This is a genomic window from Cocleimonas flava (assembly GCF_004339015.1).
Taxonomy (GTDB): domain Bacteria; phylum Pseudomonadota; class Gammaproteobacteria; order Thiotrichales; family Thiotrichaceae; genus Cocleimonas; species Cocleimonas flava.
On the sequence record NZ_SMFQ01000002.1, the window covers coordinates 805,434 to 825,043 of the forward strand.

17 protein-coding genes are annotated in these 19,610 nt (G+C 41.7%); 8 read left to right on the forward strand and 9 right to left on the reverse strand.

The window, feature by feature from the left end:
* Nucleotides 1-23 precede the first annotated feature (23 nt).
* Nucleotides 24-1,316, forward strand: a complete 1,293-nt coding sequence (locus EV695_RS03700; protein ID WP_243651453.1) for a (Fe-S)-binding protein — start codon at nucleotides 24-26, stop codon at nucleotides 1,314-1,316.
* A 172-nt stretch (nucleotides 1,317-1,488) separates the two neighbouring features.
* On the opposite strand, the gene EV695_RS03705 is transcribed toward EV695_RS03700, so the two are convergent.
* The 6 genes from EV695_RS03705 to EV695_RS03730 form a co-directional block, all read right to left on the reverse strand.
* Nucleotides 1,489-1,983 (reverse strand): Spy/CpxP family protein refolding chaperone, encoded by a 495-nt coding sequence (locus EV695_RS03705; protein WP_165874606.1) that lies wholly within the window; start codon nucleotides 1,981-1,983, stop codon nucleotides 1,489-1,491.
* Nucleotides 1,984-2,266: 283 nt separating this feature from the next.
* Entirely contained in the window at nucleotides 2,267-3,580 is a 1,314-nt protein-coding gene (locus tag EV695_RS03710) for an ATP-binding protein (protein ID WP_165874607.1), read from the reverse strand.
* A 34-nt stretch (nucleotides 3,581-3,614) separates the two neighbouring features.
* Nucleotides 3,615-4,292, reverse strand: coding sequence for a response regulator transcription factor (locus EV695_RS03715; protein WP_131904561.1), 678 nt, complete (start codon nucleotides 4,290-4,292; stop codon nucleotides 3,615-3,617).
* A 223-nt stretch (nucleotides 4,293-4,515) separates the two neighbouring features.
* Complete coding sequence (locus EV695_RS03720; protein WP_131904562.1) at nucleotides 4,516-5,754, reverse strand: class I SAM-dependent methyltransferase; 1,239 nt, start codon at nucleotides 5,752-5,754, stop codon at nucleotides 4,516-4,518.
* A 90-nt stretch (nucleotides 5,755-5,844) separates the two neighbouring features.
* Nucleotides 5,845-6,438 (reverse strand): NUDIX hydrolase, encoded by a 594-nt coding sequence (locus EV695_RS03725; protein WP_131904563.1) that lies wholly within the window; start codon nucleotides 6,436-6,438, stop codon nucleotides 5,845-5,847.
* Nucleotides 6,439-6,644: 206 nt separating this feature from the next.
* Nucleotides 6,645-7,259, reverse strand: a complete 615-nt coding sequence (locus EV695_RS03730; protein ID WP_165874608.1) for a DUF4124 domain-containing protein — start codon at nucleotides 7,257-7,259, stop codon at nucleotides 6,645-6,647.
* Nucleotides 7,260-7,433: 174 nt separating this feature from the next.
* Between EV695_RS03730 and EV695_RS03735 the strand changes: the two genes are divergently transcribed.
* The 4 genes from EV695_RS03735 to EV695_RS03750 all read left to right on the forward strand — a co-directional run bounded on the left by EV695_RS03735 (nucleotide 7,434) and on the right by EV695_RS03750 (nucleotide 9,297).
* The gene (locus tag EV695_RS03735; protein WP_131904565.1) at nucleotides 7,434-7,796 is read left to right on the forward strand and encodes a DUF4870 domain-containing protein; all 363 of its coding nucleotides are present in this window, start codon (nucleotides 7,434-7,436) and stop codon (nucleotides 7,794-7,796) included.
* Between the two features lie 26 nt (nucleotides 7,797-7,822).
* Nucleotides 7,823-8,071, forward strand: a complete 249-nt coding sequence (locus EV695_RS03740; RefSeq protein ID WP_131904566.1) for a DUF2164 domain-containing protein — start codon at nucleotides 7,823-7,825, stop codon at nucleotides 8,069-8,071.
* An 80-nt stretch (nucleotides 8,072-8,151) separates the two neighbouring features.
* Nucleotides 8,152-8,547, forward strand: a complete 396-nt coding sequence (locus EV695_RS03745) for a DUF2391 family protein (RefSeq protein WP_131904567.1) — start codon at nucleotides 8,152-8,154, stop codon at nucleotides 8,545-8,547.
* A gap of 261 nt (nucleotides 8,548-8,808) precedes the next feature.
* Nucleotides 8,809-9,297: an Lrp/AsnC ligand binding domain-containing protein gene (locus EV695_RS03750; protein WP_131904568.1), complete on the forward strand. Its 489-nt coding sequence runs from the start codon at nucleotides 8,809-8,811 to the stop codon at nucleotides 9,295-9,297.
* A gap of 15 nt (nucleotides 9,298-9,312) precedes the next feature.
* Here the strand turns inward: EV695_RS03750 and EV695_RS03755 are convergent, their stop codons facing one another.
* Nucleotides 9,313-9,711 carry a hypothetical protein gene (locus EV695_RS03755; protein WP_131904569.1) on the reverse strand — a complete coding sequence of 133 codons (399 nt, stop codon included), beginning with the start codon at nucleotides 9,709-9,711 and terminating at the stop codon, nucleotides 9,313-9,315.
* A 63-nt stretch (nucleotides 9,712-9,774) separates the two neighbouring features.
* On the opposite strand from EV695_RS03755, the gene EV695_RS03760 reads away from it, so the two are divergent.
* Nucleotides 9,775-10,455: a M50 family metallopeptidase gene (locus EV695_RS03760; RefSeq protein ID WP_131904570.1), complete on the forward strand. Its 681-nt coding sequence runs from the start codon at nucleotides 9,775-9,777 to the stop codon at nucleotides 10,453-10,455.
* Nucleotides 10,456-10,586: 131 nt separating this feature from the next.
* Here EV695_RS03760 and EV695_RS03765 read toward each other — a convergent pair whose 3' ends face one another.
* Entirely contained in the window at nucleotides 10,587-11,351 is a 765-nt protein-coding gene (locus tag EV695_RS03765) for an ATP-binding protein (protein WP_131904571.1), read from the reverse strand.
* Between the two features lie 388 nt (nucleotides 11,352-11,739).
* Between EV695_RS03765 and EV695_RS03770 the strand changes: the two genes are divergently transcribed.
* Nucleotides 11,740-13,914: a glutamine synthetase III family protein gene (locus EV695_RS03770; protein ID WP_131904572.1), complete on the forward strand. Its 2,175-nt coding sequence runs from the start codon at nucleotides 11,740-11,742 to the stop codon at nucleotides 13,912-13,914.
* A gap of 163 nt (nucleotides 13,915-14,077) precedes the next feature.
* On the opposite strand, the gene EV695_RS03775 is transcribed toward EV695_RS03770, so the two are convergent.
* On the reverse strand, nucleotides 14,078-16,219 hold the full coding sequence (locus tag EV695_RS03775) for an immunoglobulin-like domain-containing protein (RefSeq protein ID WP_131904573.1): 2,142 nt from the start codon (nucleotides 16,217-16,219) through the stop codon (nucleotides 14,078-14,080).
* Nucleotides 16,220-16,717: 498 nt separating this feature from the next.
* On the opposite strand from EV695_RS03775, the gene rapA reads away from it, so the two are divergent.
* Complete coding sequence (gene rapA / locus EV695_RS03780; protein ID WP_131904574.1) at nucleotides 16,718-19,579, forward strand: RNA polymerase-associated protein RapA; 2,862 nt, start codon at nucleotides 16,718-16,720, stop codon at nucleotides 19,577-19,579.
* The last annotated feature ends 31 nt before the right edge of the window (nucleotides 19,580-19,610 follow it).

Genomic DNA, 19,610 nt, shown 5'->3' on the forward strand with positions numbered 1-19,610 from the left:
TGTCAGGTAAACAGGAGAACATTATGAGCGAAACAATGAGCGAAAGACTAGAAAAAGGAATAACAGCATTACGTGGACAAATGGATTCTAAAGTAGAAACCTATTTTTCCAGTTGTGTGAATTGTGGCATCTGCGCAGAATCCTGCCTGTTTTATACCGAGACCAAAGATCCTCGTTATACGCCTATTTATAAAACCGAACCTCTGCGCAAACTGTGGAAGCAGGAGTATTCCTTCTGGGGCAAATTCGCAAGTAAACTGGGATTATCGAAACCACTTACAGAAGCTGATTTTGCCGACTGGGAAGAGTTAGTCTACGACGGCTGTTCCATGTGTGGGCGCTGTAGCATGGTGTGCCCAATGGGCATCGATGTGGCGGATATTATTGCCAGAGTCAAACAAGGCTTGTCAGCAGCTGGTTATACGCCAGAAGGTCTGGTTGGCGCGGCCCAGAGAACGCTCGAATTTGGTAGCCCAATGGGTAATATTTTGCCCGCACTTCAAGCACATATTAAACATATCGAGGCAGATACCGGCCTAACTGTGCCATTTGATGTGCAAGATGCAGATTATATGGTCACGATTTCTGCCAATGAGGTCGTTACCTTTCCCGAGTATATTGCTTCACTAACGCGTATTTTCCATCATGCTGGTGTGAACTGGACGATTTCAACTGAAGCCTTTGAAGCCACTAACTCTGGTTTGCAGATGGGTAACAATACGATTGCCACAGAATTAGTCGGCAGGATTGTGACAGCCGCAGAAAAGCTCAACGTAAAATACGTAGTAAGTCCCGAGTGCGGTCACGCTTACGCCGCAATTCGCTGGAATGGCCCGAACTATCTGGGTAAAAAGTTTAGCTTTGGCGTGGTGCATATTCTTGAATTACTCGATGAGCTTTACCGCAGTGGTCGCATCAAAACCTCTGGAATGGAAACCTCGAGAATGACTTTCCACGACCCTTGCCAAATTGTTCGTCGTGGCGGTGTTGAAGCGCAACCGCGAGAACTGCTTGCGAGCGTTGCGTCTGACATTACCGAAATGAAAGATCATGGACGTATGAATTGGTGCTGCGGAGGCGGTGGCGGTGTCAGCGCGAATGAGCGTGCCGAAGAACTTAGACTTAAGGTTTTCAATCGCAAGAAATCACAGCTAGAAGAAATAAAAGTAGAGACCATGGTTACTGCGTGTTCGAATTGCCGAACAGTGCTGGAGGATGGTCTTGATGAAAACGAAATGGATATGGAAGTATTGGGTTTGACTGAGTTAATTGCAGAGCATTTAGTCGAAGACGAAGCAGCACTTAAAGCTTCTTAGCTTCGCGAGTTAATACAATCATAGCAATCAGAACTCATTAGCCACCCCCCTACTTTGGGGCACTTTTTTCTATTTATTTTCGACAGATGATTGTTCAGACAAAGCGCAGATAATAAAAAGGCGGATCAAATGATCCGCCTTTTTATTAGGGTTAAAACGATTAGATTACTGCTTATTCCGCATACTTTCTTTTCTTGCCGTGTCTAGATTTACGGTTTTCATGCATCGCTTTTTTCGCAGCTTGCTGTTCTGGAGTTAGAATTCTAGCCATTTGCTTACGTTTATTTGCTTGTGCAATGGTAGTTTGTCGAACGATTGCAGACTCTCTGTTTGCAATGTCTTCAACCTTTGCATCAAAATCAGAAGCCGATGGATCAAGATTCATCATCTCAGTGCGTAATGCGCGCTTTTCATCTCTGAGCGGCTTCATCACATTTCTGTGGTTTTGCATCAGTTCCTGAACTTTAGTCTTCTGCTCATCAGTTAAGCCTAATTTCGTAGACATGCGGTCAAAACGCTTCTGCATAAATTCTGATTTATCCATGCCTTTCTTGCCGTGTTTTCCACCTTTATTGCACATGGAATCAGCACTCGCCATAGTACCCATCGCTAAAGCACCAGCAACCATAGAGCTTAAGAATAGTCTTTTTGTCATTTTATTTTTCATGATTTTCTCCATTTTAATAACGCTGAGCTTTTTAATATTCATCTGCTACTTAAGAGAGCACCAGTGAGTAAATTATTTGCCAGCTTGTATTTTTCATTCATTGTTTCGATGAATTAATTATGAGCTTAAACGGTGTAAATAAGGGTTTACTCTATGTAAATTTGTGTAAATTAATTTTATTCTTATTGCTGGTCTTTACTTTTTAATTCACTTTTTTCGTTATTTTATTACTTTAGCGATTAATAGCTGGTGAACCGTTTATTAATCTCTAGATCAAATTCAATTATTCTTCTACAGGTAAAATAATATCAATGCACAATCCGCCTTGATCTCTATTTCTGGCAACAATTTCACCCTGATGGAAAACGATTGAACGCTGCGCTATCGCCAAACCTAGGCCATAGCCACCGCTATCTCTATCTCTGGCTTCTGAAAGCCTGACAAAAGGTTCGAACAAGCGTTTCAGTTTATCTTCTGGAACACCAGGGCCACGATCGCAAATAGAAATCTGAATATGTGATTTATCCTTAATGGTAATCGCTACTGTAACTTCTGTGCCTTCTTTGGTATATCGAATCGCATTTCGAATAATATTTTCTAAGGCGCGATGTAACAGTTCGACATTGGCGTTTAATGTCCATGATTGCGAATGCTGTAAAATGACTTTTTTATTTTTGCTGCTCGCTTCAAAATCACAATCTGCAATAATTGCCTCTAACAATTCTGCAATATCGATAAAATCATCTTTTGGATAAAGCGCACCAGCATCTAATCTTGAAAGCGTTAGTGATAAACCAACGAGCTCATTAAGACGTTCTGTTTCGTACTCGATTCTTTGCATTTCGGTGTCTACTTCAGCACCCGTTTTCTTCCGGGCCAAAGCGATTGCCACATGCATGCGTGCCAAAGGTGAGCGCAACTCGTGAGAAATATCACTCAACAATTGTTTTTGATTGGTGATCAGGCCCTGCAGCTGGGTTGCCATTTGATCAAAGTCTCTGCCAAGATCAGCAATTTCATCTCGACGACCACCCATTTCTTTTGCGACTCGGGTATCTAACTTGCCTTGCGAGAATTCTTTTGCAGCAGATTGCAGTTTCTTAATCGGTTTCGTTAAGTACCAGGCCAACCAAAAACATACTAGACTACTTAATAAAATGGCGATGGCAAACCACAGGAAGAACACTCCCTCCGAACCTCGGAAAGGTCGATACATTTGCGAAACAGTGCTTATGTTTTTTGCTCTTTTGGGTGCTGCGGTGAATATTCTGTAGGTGACGCCATCTATTGACTCAACAGACTCAAACTCATTTAAATCGGGTGCATCTACTGAAAATGGGCGGCCTAAAACATCATTGCCAAAACCATCGACAACAAAAAAGTCCAGGCGGCGCGAAGTGAGTTTTTTATTTTCGAGAAATTCTATCGCCGCTTCTTCACCACCGTAATACAGAATCTGTCTCAACGACTCAACACGGTTATCAATAAAACGGGAACGATATTCCTGTTGCGTATTATCATCAGAATTCTTGATGTAAATGGCGGTGCCCCACGAAGCACCTACACCTATCAAAATAAGTGTGATCCAAAACCACAAAAAGATTTTCCAGAATAAACGACCCATTACTGGCTTACGATTGAACCGTTAATTGATATCCAATGCCGCGAACGGTTTGAATCAAATCCTGATTTTCATCACCCAATTTCTGGCGTAATTTACTCATGTGCATATCGATACTACGATCGTAAGCAGTCAGTTTTTTGCCTAAGGCTTGCTCTGAAAGTGTTTCTTTATCAACTACTTGACCGACTTGACGAGCCAGTGCTTCTAGTAAGTTATATTCACTGCTGGTTAGCGGTAAAGGCTCTGATTTGTAATACGCTTTGCGCGATTTTGGCTGTACTTCCAAATCACCTGTTTTGATTTCTTCTTGTACTTCAGGCGCAAATTGCGTTCTTCGTAAAACAGCTTTTAATCGGGCGACAAGTTCTCTTGGGTTACACGGCTTGGGTAAATAATCATCGGCACCCATTTCAAGACCGACGATTCTATCGATGTCTTCGCCCTTTGCGGTTAACATTATTACCGGTGTTGACTGGCTTTGACGTAATTCACGCAATACTGAAAATCCATCCATTTCAGGCATCATCACATCTAACACAATAGCATCATAATTTTTGCTACGCGCTTGATTCAAACCCGCTAAACCATCATTAGCCTGATCGACATTAAACGATTCAGAAGTAAGGTATTCACCTAACATACTCGTTAGTTCTGTATCGTCATCTACAAGTAATATATCAGCCATAATTATTATCTAATTTTAATAAGAAGTTGTATTTTGCCATAGCTTGCTGCTTTTGCTGTTTCTTTTACACAAAATTACAACGAATTACATATTTAGTCGTTATAGCAGTGAGTAATCCAGATATAGCAATGTACATCGACGATTTCTGACGAAATCTGCGATGGGTTTACTTATTCTTGAGTAGACTAAAAGTCACCCCCCTACTTTGGGGCACTTTTTTCTATTAATCTAACTCAGGCGATTCTACTGTGCCCCAAATGGCGTATACAGGATCTGAGGTTTTTATCTCGTCAAAATACTGATCATCCGCTGGCCTTGGCATGCCACGTTTAGAATAGGTATTTAAGTCGCTAAATAATCCTGAGTCTCTAAAGTATTCCAGTACCAGTTGCATTCTTTCGAATGGGTGAAGTTGTGACCACAGCGTGATTGCTTTGCTGGGAAAACAGCGCTCGGAAAATGTCACCACAAACTTTCCACCGGGTTTAATTACCCGCGCTACTTCTGTCATGATTTTTAATGGATAGGTTAAGTACTCTATTGACGCCGTACAGATTGCCGCATCGAACTGGCCATCGGCATAAGGCAAAATCTGCTGAAGGTTTAGATCCTGAACAGTGAAATCATTCAGTCGTTTATTTGCTTTCAACTCTTCCTGATTCATCCCCAAACCCGTGACGTGAGTCAATGATAATTCATCACTAAGGGGAGAGCTCCAACTGCTCATTAAATCGAGCACTCTGGAATGCTTGTTGAGTAAAGTATTGTGCAGCTGAGTAATTTCAGCAATGGCTGTAGCATCCAGATGATGATCCATGCGTGGCTCTTTATAAAACGCTGCATCATCCGTTTCATCTAAGCGTTTAAACGGATATTCATCAAAGTAGGAAGGCTCGCCATACTCAAAAGGTACTTGCATGCCGGGACCTCTGTTACAGACCAGTTTGCCGATATGTTTTTTTCTTTTTATTTCCTGATCAGCGGCCGTTACCGATGATGTTTCAGGCTCAAGCCATTCGACGATAGTAGCGGATAAGGTTAAAAAGTATTTCGCTAAGGGATGATTGTAATCACCCGTCATATTCTCGCCTTCCATAGACATTATACGGAAGGGGTTTAAATCTCTTGGGTCAGTACCGAGTCCTTTGCAAGCTACCGCACTTGGGAAATAGCGGTATAACTTGGGCACAATATTCTGACCACGAAAGGTCGAGTCAAAATCCTTAACGTTAAAGGTTTTAACTTTGTCAGGGTCGAATCCAGTGCTTAGCAAGCCATTAGCCGGAAAGGTTTCCGTATTGCTCTCGCCTACTGCTAATGCTTTCAGTTTATCAGCGAAACCTTCAGGAAAAACATCCTTGGTTAAATCGATATCTTCCGCATGAAAGACATCACAATGCTGGGCTGTGGCGCTGACCCAACTCAATGAGAAATCTATTTTTGCCCGGGTATTTTTTATCATTTGAAATGGTCTTTGAAATTACTGGGAAGTGCTTTTAGCCTGAAATTACTGATGCTGCCAACACAATCAATACAATCAATACAACCGATACTAGGTTTTATCGGTATTGAGGTATTTTTTCGGCACCTGGTAAACCAGGTTGTGTACCTGATAATCAGTTAGTTGACTGCGGTGTTGTTTTTTTCGATCGTCAAAATAGCATTGTAAGGTTTGGGTGATGACGTTAAATGCCATCTCTGACCATGGAATATCTTCTTCATCAAACAACTGCGTCTCAAGGCTTTCGATACCGGGTGAAAAGCTATTACCCACGATATCACCCTTGAAAATCATATACACCTGATTGATTTGGGGCATGCTCATCACTGAATATAGTTTGAGGTTATCAAGCTCTACGTTTGCTTCTTCCTGCGATTCTCTTAGGGCTGCTGCTTCTACCGTTTCACCGTTTTCCATAAAGCCTGCAGGTAACGTCCATAAGCCATAACGAGGCTCAATCGCACGCTTGCACAGCAATACTTTTTCTCTGCCATCATCGCCCATGATTAAGGGCAGAGTGCCAGCAACAATATTGGGATTTTGATAGTGAATTGTCTCGCAGGAAACGCAGACATAGCGCAGGCGATTATCATTTTCAGGAATTGCCTGGTCTACTTTTTCACCACATTGATTGCAGTACTTCATCCGCCAATTAGCCTCAAAGAAATGTTACAACAGGATAACGAGACACAACGTGATATTGCAAATACCCCTGTTAACTCTTTACTGTTTTTTTGATTGTAGCACAGCGAATTGAGCTTCTTATCTTTGACGTTATTCTTAGTAGTAGAATCACTCGCAAACACTAAAAAATAACGACCAAAGCCACCCCCCTACTTTGGGGCGTTTTTTTATTGGTTAGGTGTTGAACTCGCTACGTTATTGTTCGTTGCAGGTTTTACCGCTGAGTTTTTCTTGAATAACTTAGAGAAACGAAGAACGGTGAAGGTCACAGACTGACTCTTTAACACTTTGCCCGACTCGTTGATTATGTTGACGTTAATGGTGTGATCACCACGTGCCAGATTAGTGAAATTATTCGTACGAGAACTACCTTTCGCGACTTCTTTGCCATCGATAGAGAACGTGATCGCATGACCCGGCTTTAGTTTTGGCTTAAGGCTAATTATCGCAGAGACATCACCATCATTTGCACGAATAGGTTGATTCGCCTTTGGCGCGATAAAGGATAAGGTTGTGTAAGCGCCAGCGGTTGCCTTCGCTTTTTCTTCTTGTTGATAAGGATCAGATTCTTTCGGAAAATTCACAGGCTTCCACTGCTCACCGTAATTCTCTATCACCGTAAGTTTTGGCATATTCATACGTTCCGCTTTTGCATTCGCGGGAGGTTGGTCACCATATTGAGTATTACCGTGTGCATCTTTCCACTTATAAAAACCTTCTGCCATTGCCGCAGTTGCGAAAGTGCATGAAAGAATAAGTAACCAATGTGTTATGGTTTTCATCTGATTTACCTTGAAAAACATGAATATGGCATGATTATAACAAAATAGAGCGCCGTGCTAGATAAATTCCGATAACCGCGACATTATCAATGCATTATAGCCACTTAAACGCCCTATTAGACGTATAGCTTACACACATAGCCTGTTAGAAATAAATATACCAAAGGAACAACAATGAGTAATGATTTACTACCGCAAACCCCAGAAGAACGTAAATGGGCTAGCGCTATGCATGCGGCAGCTTTAATCGGATTATTATTAGCCCCCGGATTAGTACTCGGCCCTTTAATTGTGTGGTTTCTTAAAAGAGGGGACAGCCCGTATCTTAACGAACAAGGCAAAAAAGCGATTAATTTTCAGCTGACTATATTACTTATTGTGTTTGTCTTCGCATTATTGTCGGTGATTATTAAACCACTGCTCGCGATCGCTTTTATGACTGGCATTGGTGGCATTATTTTTGCGGGAATGGCAGCATTTTCTGTGTATAAAATTGGAGATTTCCAGTATCCATTTTCCCTTTCAATCATAAAATAAGTCCTACAGATTGAGGAAGCACCAACATGAGTGAGATTACCTTTGCAACCGAAGAAAAAACTGAAATCGTTCACAAGGTGCAAAAATACTTTAGCGATGAGCTCGATCAAGACATCGGCAGTTTTGATGCTGAATTCTTAATTGATTTTTTCGCCAAAGAAATCGGTGCACACTTTTACAACCGTGGTTTATTAGATGCGCAACAACTGATGACAGAGAGAATGGATGAGACTGGGTATTCGATTCAAGAGTTAGAAAAACCAATAAGCCGTTGATAACTGCTATGCTAAACAATAAATAACTCAAACAATGAATAACGCCACCAATACGTCCGTTTAAAACCCAAGGAACCACTATGAATCTAAGCTTTAACTTAGAAGATGCCAGTCAGGTTGCGATTGGATCGTTTGCTTTAGCCGTTCCCATTTCATTCTCGGAAGAAGCGTGGAGAATCGGAGAAAAGCTGCCCTTATCAAATCTGTTTCTGGTCTTCATCTTATCTGTGACTTTTCTTAGCTTTTTCGCTTATGGTAGCGTGTTCCAGTCAAACATCAAATATAGAGTTCCCGTATTTGTGGTACGCATTATTATTGCCTATTTGATTGCTGCATTTGTTGTCGCGCTGGTGCTGTCTTCGCTGGATAAATTCCCATTACTGACGGAGCCAGATATCGCATTAAGACGGCTTATTGTGATTACAATGCCTGCTTCCATGGGCGCTATTATTGTGGATAGCTTCGATAAAGAGTAAGTTTTCAATAAATTGAAACAATCTTTAAAAAAGTGCCCGTAAGTAGGGGGGTGGCTTAATAAATTTACTACTGATGCTTAAAATTCTTCCCCATTAGATTTGTTTTAAAAATGCCAATTGAATGACATAGTTACGCTTGGTCACTCTCTACTGTTACGCACTAGTCTCGATTTATTATGGCAATCATCGAAAAATTATTTTGCTGAATTTGCATAAACTTCCTAAAATATACTCGTAGATAATAAAAATACAGTAAATATTATGGCAATAGAAACAGATGAAATAAAAAATCTCGATAGAATCGATCGCCGCATTCTGCAAGAAATGCAAAACAATGGGCGAATTTCGTATGTTGATTTAGGGAAGTTAGTAGGCTTAAGTACGTCACCTTGCCTGGAACGCGTTAGACGATTGGAAAAGCAAGGCTATATCAAAAGTTACACCGCAAACCTGAATGCCGATTTACTGGGCTCTGGTCTATTAGTATTTGTTGAAATCAACCTCACTTATCGTAAAGCTGATGTGTTTTCTGAATTCAAACAAGCGGTAGCCAAATGGCCTCAAATTCAGGAATGCCATCTGGTTTCTGGCGACTTTGATTATCTATTAAAAATCCGCATTGAGAATATCGCGATATATAGACAATTACTCGGTGATATCTTACATACTTTGCCAGATGTTAGAGAATCAAAAACCATGGTTGTGATGGAAACAGCGGCGGAAACGAGCAAGATAGATTTGCAGGCATAAAGCCGAACTCGTCGCTTATATCACCCTTCCAAAACCCCAGGAAAATGCCAGATTAAGCTGACCCATGCCGCCAACTCTTACGCCATGAAACATCGTTTCCGCCATTTTGGTTGAGCCTCTTAAGCGAGCGACATCAATCATTAATTCGGCATCAGCAACCAACCTTTCAACATCTTCACCGGGATAGCCTGCCCAATATTTTAAGTCGTGTAAGAAACATGCCTGATAGATACTTTTGCCGCCAGTCACATTTGGCCACATGGTACAACCATCACTAACAAACACCAGCGCAGGTGGATCATTTTTTATTTTCAGCCACAAGTCAGGCAGATTAAAATGTTCGCAAATCTCTTTTATTCTCGGCAAAGGGACTTCTTCATTGATCTCAGGTAGCTTGAAAGGTTTTTCTGACATGATTTAATCCACTTATGATCCACTGGTATAATGAGCCTGATTATAGACTTAAATGTAAACCTTATGCATATTGACGAAAGAGCCAAAGACAAAGAACCCGCATCGAAGGCAGAAAAGTATTTTGTGATTATTCTGAGCCTCGCTTTTCTATTTATGATGAGCATGGAAATACTCAGTAATTACGAACCTAAAAAATTAGGCGCATTGTTGTTTGTGGTGTTCTGGATTCCATTATTATTTATTCATGAATTCGGGCACGCCATTATGGCGAAGATGCTTGGTTGGCGTATTGACAGAACCGTTATTGGCTTTGGTCGCATTCTAGCGCAAACGCGCTTACTTGGTGCTCCCATGGAAATACGCACGATTCCGCTTGAAGGTTTTGTGCAGATTGCACCCAAAACAACCCATTTAGCACGTTATAAACATGCACTGATTTACTTCGCTGGCCCTGGCATAGAGCTCCTTCTATTCTTTCTCATTTTTATCTATCTCGGCGGGGCTGAAGGATTCTTTTCCATTAGCAATGACTATATGCGCATTGCTCTACAAAGCTTTGCTTTTGCCGCACTTGCTGGCGCGGTCATCAATTTAATTCCCATCGGTATAATCACTAAAGACGGCAGCACACCAAACGATGGAATGGGAATCCTATTGTGTTTGTTTTCAACGGGAATGGATTACGAGCTGTGGATACGTGAATCTGAAGAAGAGCGAAAAAAGGACAATAGCGCCCCATTTTAGTGATTTTAAATGGGTGAGTTGCTTATGAGTGAATGATTTGAGTACTTTTGGAAACTAAAGCAGGAGGGTAAGTCACCCCCCTACTTTGAGGCCTTTTTTTAAATCTGTCTGTTAAAGATTCTATAACCCTATTAAGACTTCCATGAGTTAAAGAACTGCTGGGCGATACGCCCTGAACGACTGCCTCTTTCTCGCGCGAATCTGTCCGCCAGAACATGCATCTGCGCAATATCGTCTACCTCAATCTCGGCGAACAACATATCAACAATCGAAAAGTATTCATCTTGAGTCATCGGGTAAAACGAAAGTGCTAAGCCGAAACGATCTACCAATGACATTTTTTCTTGTATGGTATCCGAATGATGAATCTCACCCTCTACCAGTGCTGACTGCTCATTGTCTTTCATCTGCTCAGGAATAAGATGACGACGGTTCGATGTAGCGACAATCAATACATTTTTGGGCGGCTTTTCTATCGAACCTTGCAAGGTACTTTTTAGTTCTTTGTAGGTTGTTTCCCCCTCTTCAAAAGAGAGGTCGTCACAAAACACAATAAAACGATAATCCAGATGTCGGATCTCGTCAGTAATATCGACTAAAAAATGCAAATCATCTTTTGATATTTCTATGACTCGTAAGCCTTTCTCATGATAAGAATTTAAAGCAGCTTTTACTAACGATGATTTTCCCGTGCCGCGCGCACCCCATAATAAAACATGATTATTTGGCTCAGATGCCATAAACCGTTCCAGATTTTCAGTAAAGGCATTTTTCTGCCTATCGATACACAGTAAGCGGTCCATATCCTGTAAATCGATATCCAACACTGGTTTTAATTGTTCTTTTCTAGATCGCCAGCTTGCAGCCAGTGTCTTACCCCAATCTATTCCTTCCATTCCTATCCCTCTTTTGAAAAATGATTCATCTTGGTGCATTTTATGAAATACGCGCACCATTATTGTGCTTCTGTTATTTTTCAGAGCTCGCTTTTATGCTTAAGTTTAAGCATTCCTTATAGAATACCCCTATTTTTCCAAGACTTAGAGAAGAATAATTCTAAACACTACTGTATGATGGTTTGGCACAATAATTGCTAACCTTTATAGTGTTTAACTCTAAGTATATTAGCGAAAGAATAGAACATTTTATTCAAGTGCCATACCCCTGATTTTCTGGTGCTTTACTTAGCTTTACACAACACAAAATACACAGATTATTGATGAGTTTTAGGTTGTTAGAATTTATCGATAGTTTTTAAGCATTTAGATAAATAGGAGTATTGAAATGAGTGGAAATGAGTCCCGCGCCCAAGCGGTTTTTCAAGTTACAAACAGCGAGCCGCTAAAGGTTAAGCCACCAAAGTCGCTAGATAAAATTTGGGCAACTGATGTTTTTACTTTAGTAAAGATGGAAGAAGCTTTATCTAAAAAAGCATTTAAGTCGATGAAGAAGACTGTCGAAACTGGCGGTGCTTTAGATCCAGGAACTGCTGATGTTGTTGCTGCAGCAATGAAAGACTGGGCAATGTCTAAAGGCGCAAAATTCTATTCGCACATTTTCTACCCAATGACTGGTGCATCAGCTGAGAAGCACGATGGATTCATTCTTTCTGATGCTAGCGGTAAAGCGATTACTGATTTCACAGGTAGTTTGTTAATCAAAGGCGAGCCAGACGGATCATCATTCCCGAATGGCAGCATCCGTATGACTAACGCTGCACGTGGTTATACTGCTTGGGATCCAACCAGCCCTGCATACATTATGCATACTGATAATGGCGCAACTCTGATGATTCCATGTATCTTCATCTCATGGACAGGTGAAGCACTGGATAAGAAAGTACCTTTACTACGTTCTAACTCAGCGATGAACGACGCTGCACAGAAAGTACTTAAGTTAATGGGCGAAAAAGAAGTTGCTACATTAAACTCAAGCTGTGGTGCAGAGCAGGAATACTTCCTGGTTGATTCGAACTTCGCTAACCTACGTCCAGATTTACTACTTGCTGGTCGTACTTTATTCGGTGCTCCATCGGCTAAAGGCCAGGAGTTTGACGATCACTACTTTGGTGCTATTCCACAACGTGTACAAAACTTCATGCAAGACACTGAAGATCAATTGTACCGTTTAGGTATCCCAGCAAAAACGCATCATAACGAAGTGGCACCTGGACAGTTTGAAATTGCTCCTTATTACGAAGCAGCAAACGTTGCGGCGGATCATCAGCAATTATTAATGACAATCTTCAAAAACACGGCGAAAAAGCACGGTTTTGATTGTTTATTCCACGAGAAGCCTTTCGCGGGTATCAATGGTTCTGGTAAACACGTTAACTGGTCTGTAGGTAACTCTACACAAGGTAACTTACTTGACCCAGGCAAAACACCTCATGAGAACCTAAACTTCTTATTATTCTGTGGTGCTGTTATTCGTGGCGTTCACAAATTTGGTCCACTACTACGTGCTGTTATTGCATCTGCAGGTAATGATCACCGTTTAGGCGCTAATGAAGCACCTCCAGCAATTCTTTCTGTTTACCTTGGTTCTCAAATCGAAGAAATTTTTGAGCAAATCAGAGAAGGTAATCTAGATGGTACGGACGAAGGTGGCATCATGGATATGGGTCTGTCTCAAATCGTTCCATTTGCTAAAGATGCTGGCGATCGTAACCGTACGTCTCCATTCGCATTCACTGGTAACCGCTTTGAATTCCGCGCGGTAGGATCAGAGCAATCAGTTTCTGGCCCATTAATCGCAATGAATACCATGCTTGCTGATTCTTTGAACTGGATTGCTGATGAGCTTGAAACAGAACTAAAGTCTGCTTCTAACAATACTGCGGCTGTTATTGCAGTACTGAAGAAGCTTGTGACTGAGCATGGTGTAGCAATATTTGGTGGTGACGGTTACTCTTCAGAGTGGCATGAAGCTGCAGTTAAAGAACGTGGCCTGAAAAACCTACCTACAACTGCTGATGCGCTTCCTTACCTTAAAGACGAAGCAATCAAAGAGCTATTCGCAAGCACAGGCGTATTGTCTGAAACTGAACTAGCAAGTCGCTTTGAAGTTTATGCAGAGCAGTACATCTTGTCGATTGAAGTTGAAGCTAAGCTAGTAATCAACATGGCTACAACCAGCATCTACCCAGCAGCTACTCGTTACTTGTCTGACGTATCACTAGCATCATCATCTGCTTCTGAGTTAGGTATTGATCTGGATAAGACTGTTGCTACAAGCATTGCTGCTAACATTAATGGCATGATGGCATCTGTTGATAAGCTTTCTGAAGCACTTGCGAAAGAAGACCATGCATCTGAAGAAGAGCACATGCAATTCTGTGCAAACACTATCAGAGGCCTTATGGATGAAGTTCGTGGATATGCTGATGCACTTGAAAGTGAAGTTGCTGATGATCTATGGCCACTTCCAACCTATCAGGAAATGCTATTCATTAAGTAATAGTTAACTGATATTAAAAAAGGTCGCCTAGTGCGGCCTTTTTTGTACCTGTTAGTTTTTGCTTTAATAAACACAAGTAGGCACTACTCTAGAAATAATTTAGTAATAAGCAGGCATAAAAAAAGACCGCAACTGCGGTCCTTTTTATCATTCAAGTTTAGGGCTAAGGTCGTCCAAAGTTCTGAGTCCAATAATGGGTATATGTTGTTCCCGATTTACTGGATAAAGCCATTCCAACTTGAGTAACGTTTGCATCCATGACGTTTTTACAGTGGCCATCACTGTCCAACCAGGATTGAACAGCCTCTTCTGGTGTATCTCTTCCTGTTCCAGCTGAAACATTCTCAGATAATCTAGACCAGCTATATCCGTAAGTCGCAACTCTATCAGTCATGGTACTTTGCTTACTTAATGGATACCCGCTCCAGTCCGATACCGTGCCTGACCCATCATGAGAGAATGTATTGGTCTCCGTTAAATCCTGACTATGCTCATAAGCCGCTTTATAAAGTTTATCACTCCAGCTTACCGCAGGCGCAGCAGGGAAGCTTCCATACTCGCCACAAGATCTTGCTTGCGCTCTCGCTTCGTTAATTACCGCAAGATAGTTTTGCTGGGTTGATGCGGATAAAACAGGAATCTGATTATCCGAGCTTTCGATGATTGAAACACTGCGTGTTACCTCAATTGCTGAATTTCCAGCGGCATCAGAAACATTATAAGTAATCGTAAACGTCGTTCCTGGCGATGCACTGGTATTCACAGTATCACCAGCAATTAGAATTTTTGTCGTGATATTTCCATCGCGGTCATCGTTCGCAGTCGCACCAGATTCAACATAGTTAGCACCCTGAATAACTTCAACGGTTGAAGGTCCGCTTAAGGTTATTACCGGATTTGTAGTATCAACCGCTGAAACCACATTTACCGTGCGAGTCACCTGAGAGGCTGCATTTCCAGTGGCATCCGTAACGTTATAAGTAATCGTAAACGATGTACCAGCGGCAGAATTGGTATTAACCGTATCACCCGCCACAATAATATTGGCTGTAATAGAACCGTCGGCATTATCAGACGCGGTTGCTCCCGCATCATTATAAGATGCCCCCTGATCCACACTGACTGGATTTTCACCCAATAGCGATATCACCGGAGGTGTCGTATCAGACGTTGGTGCTGCGATGACTTGCACGTCCATTTCATCAATAGAACTGTCACCATCATTATCAGTCACTTTTAAGGTTAAGGTGTCCGTTCCTGTATCCGTCGGTGTATAGGTGAATGAAGCTGATGTCGCCAAGATAGTTGGCCCTTTGCTCCATTCATAGCTACTTATTGTTCCATCACTATCAGCACCACTTCCTGCGATTAATATACCTTTATTTACCTGGGTAACTTTATCTGCACCGGCATTCGCTGTAGGAGCTTTATTCGGTGTAAACGTGGCTTCGGTTACGACAATTTTGACCGTATCAGTCGCTTCACTTCCATCATTATCCAACACTGACAATGTTAAAGTATCCGTACCAATTTCAGATGGCGTATAGAGAAACGTTGAAACGCTAGATAAAACGGTTCCATCGATTGACCATTCATACGCTGATATCGAGCCATCACTATCTGTTCCACTTCCTACCATTTGAATCGATTGACCTACTTCTACTGTTTTATTACTACCTGCATTAGCGGTAGGTGCTTTATTCGGAACAGTCTGAACAGCGGTAACAACTAAAGAGATTGAATCACTGGCTTTAGCTCCATCGTTATCGGTCACAGTCAAGATTAATGAATCAGTACCTACTATGGTTGGGGTATAAACAAAAGTTGCGGTCGTTGCCAAAACTTGATCATCTTTTTGCCATGAATATGAAACAATTTTTCCATCACTGTCAGTAGCAGTGCCGGTAATTTCTATGCTCTTGTTTACTTCTACCGTTTGATTTCCGCCAGCGCTAACTTCAGGAGAAATATTGACACCTAGCTGCGTAGTTAGGGCCTCTAATTCACTGGTAGAGTCGACTTCTTCAGGAGATAGCTCTTTTACAACGTTGTTTAGCTCTGAAAGTGTTTCATTTGTTACACCTAAAACACCGGCTGCAACATAATCATTTATAGTAGGAGCAGTATTACTTTCACCATTTGAATACGCTTTGATTTTCTCAATAGCAGACTCTTTTTCACTGTAGCCTCCGGATGGATCACTATCAGCGCTACTGCTGCTTCCTCCTCCACCGCAAGCGGATAATGCGATTGTTATTAAAATAGATAGACTAGCCTGTAGAACATTCAACTTATTAAAATGCACGATGTACCTCGGGGTTTATTTTTATTGCTAAAATAATTTGAAGAGATGTTTTGAAAACCAATAAATATATTTTTATTATGTTGGTTTCCCACACAGAGAGGGTCTAACGACTCTTTCAGGCTTATTTTTGAGCCTTATCCGATTCATACTAGCAATTAAAAACACCCTCATCAAAACCATCCGACAAACGAAACATTAGCTGCTAAAGCACGAATAATCTTTTTTCTAAACTCGCTTCAAGTAACATGGTGTTACTCACGATAATCAAATTCGATGTTTAGTTATTATTGTCAAAGCCACCCCCCCACCTTTCGGGCGTTTTTTCATCCCTTTTCTAAATGGCAAAACGTGCTGATGCGTGGCGAAATGGCAACTCATTTTTGTTTTTTAAAAATGATATTGCGATTTATGCTCTGTAAGGCACTTTCTATAGATTTAAGCTTGACCTGCTGGTATTTTTATTCAGAATAGCCACCCTGATTTTTAGGACTAAAACGCATGATTAAAGAATTTCATCCCGGCCAACGTTGGGTTAGTAATACGGAAGCAGCGCTCGGCATAGGCTTTATCGAAAAGGTTGAAGGTCGCCATCTGACTATTATCTTTCCTGCTGTTGATGAAACTCGCGTTTATGCGACTGACAATGCTCCTTTGAATCGCGTTAAATACCCTGTTGGTGAAGTGATCAGTACCGAAGGTGAAGGCAGTAAAATTAATATCACGGGTCATTCAGAGCATAATCATTGCATTGTCTATAAAGGCATTGATGAAAACGGTGAAGAAGTACAGATTCATGAGTTGGAACTGGATAGTTTTTCTCAATTCAGTCAGCCACAAGATCGTTTATTTGCCGGCCAAGTAGATAAAACCACGCACTTTGAACTTCGTGTGGCTACACAAGAGCATCTGCATCGCCAGCAACAGTCTGATAGCTACGGACTTGCTGGTCCACGTATTCAACCTTTGTCGCATCAGCTTTATATCGCTCACCAAGTGGCTCGTCGTCATGCTCCACGTGTGTTACTGGCCGATGAGGTTGGATTGGGTAAAACCATCGAAGCGGGTTTGATTCTGCATCAACAAATTCTTACGGAACGCGTTAAACGCGCACTGATTGTTGTGCCCGAAACACTCACTCATCAATGGCTTGTTGAAATGCTACGCCGCTTTAATCTGCACTTCACCGTGCTGGATGAAGAGCGATGTTTTGCGATTGAAGACGAAGGTGACGAAGAAACTCACATCAATCCCTTCGAAAGCGCCCAATTAGTCCTGTGCAGTTTATCTTTCCTTACTGAAAATCCAATGCGTCACCAGCAAGCGGCTGATGCTGGCTGGGACATGATGATTGTCGATGAGGCACATCACTTAAACTGGAGTGAAAAACACACCAGTAATGAATACCTGTGCATTGAGTCACTCGCTTCAAAAATTCCTAGCTTATTATTGCTTACAGCAACTCCTGAACAATTAGGTGTTGAGGGTCATTTCGCTCGATTACGCCTGTTAGACCCTGATCGTTTTTACGATTTACACAAATACGTCGAAGAAGAGAAAAACTACAAACCAGTCAATGATCTGGTGCAATGGCTGCAAGATGAAAACAGCGAACCTAACGATACGAAAATGCTCGCTGAACTAGAAAAATACCTCGGTAAAGAAGCTGTTGCCAGCTACCAAAAAGACTACGAAACCGATCACCTCATTCAAGATCTGCTAGATCGACACGGCACTGGCAGAGTACTTTACCGAAACACACGTGATTCAGTAGGTGGATTTCCAGAGCGCGAACTGCATAGCTATGTCTTGGAAGCACCTGAGATTTACGCCGCTGACTCTAATGACCTTGAGCAACAACTACACCCTGAAAATGGTCATGATGCTGACAACTGGTTAGCTGAAGACCCTCGTGTCGAGTGGTTAGAAGACTGGCTCATTGAAAATCCAAAAGACAAAGTACTGTTAATTTGTGCTCACGCTGAAACGGCTCTAGCGCTTGAAGAGCACTTACGTTTAAGAACATCAATCAATGCGACCGCGTTCCATGAAGGCTTGAACATTATCGAGCGTGATAGAGCGGCTGCTTACTTTGCGGCACAAGCAAAAGATGGTGAAATCGGCGCGCAGATTCTTTTGTGTTCTGAAATTGGCAGTGAAGGACGTAACTTCCAGTTTGCACATCACCTGATCTTATTCGATTTACCGTTAAACCCTGATTTGTTAGAGCAACGCATTGGTCGTCTTGATCGTATTGGACAAACCAGCACGATTAAAATTCACGCACCTTTTTTCAAAGATACAGCGCAAGAAAAATTGCTCAACTGGTATCACCAAGGCTTAAACGCTTTTCAGCATGTTTGCCCAGTGGGCCACAGCATTTTCGAAGTGTTCGAGAATGAATTACGCCGTGAATTGATTACTACTGACAATGATAACTTCGATGATCTCATTACTCGAAGCAAAGCATTAGCAGATGAAACACTCGAGCAAATGCAGCAAGGTCGAGATCGTTTATTAGAATTAAATTCGTGCAATAAAGAGCATGCTGAAGAAGTCATCGACGAATTAATCACCACCATGAATACGGCTGAATTAAGTGGCTATATGGATGCGGTTTTTGATGAGTACGGTGTAGATCAGCAAGGTCATGGTATTGATAGCTTTATCCTTAAGCCAACCGATCACATGATCAATTCCGACTTTCCGGGCTTAAGCGATGAGGGCTTAACCGCCACTTATCAACGTGATTTAGCGCTATCACGCGAAGACATGCACTTCATTAGTTGGGAACACCCGATGGTGACTGGCGCAATCGATATGATTTTAACCAGTGAATTTGGTAACGCGACGTTCTGCTCAATCGCATTGAAAAAAGCGCAAGTCCCTGCTGGAACACTGATTTTAGAGTCAATTTATACGATTAACTGTCCTGCACCAAGCTTCTTACAAGTGCATCGTTATCTGCCTGTATCCAGCGTTAGAGTTGCGGTTGATAACCACAATCGTGATTTGAGTAAATTCCTTAAGCATCAACAGATTAATCAATTGGCAGAGCGTGTTAACAAACGCACTACGCAAGACTTAATCCAGCATGCACGCCCTCAAATTCAAACATTAATCGATACTGCGAATAAATTAGCGAAGCCTCAACAAGCAAAAATCATCGAGGAAGCACAACAAAGATTTGCAGTGACAGCGAAAGATGATTTAGAAAGACTGCAGGCTTTGGCTAAAGTGAATCCTAATATTCGTGCTGAAGAAATTACGCAACTGGAAGAAAACCAGAAAGCTTTGGCTGGTTATTTAGCCAATGCGCAATTAAAACTGGATGCGATTCGAGTGGCGCTGGTTACAGAATAACTCTGTATTACTATTACAACTTCTATAAAAA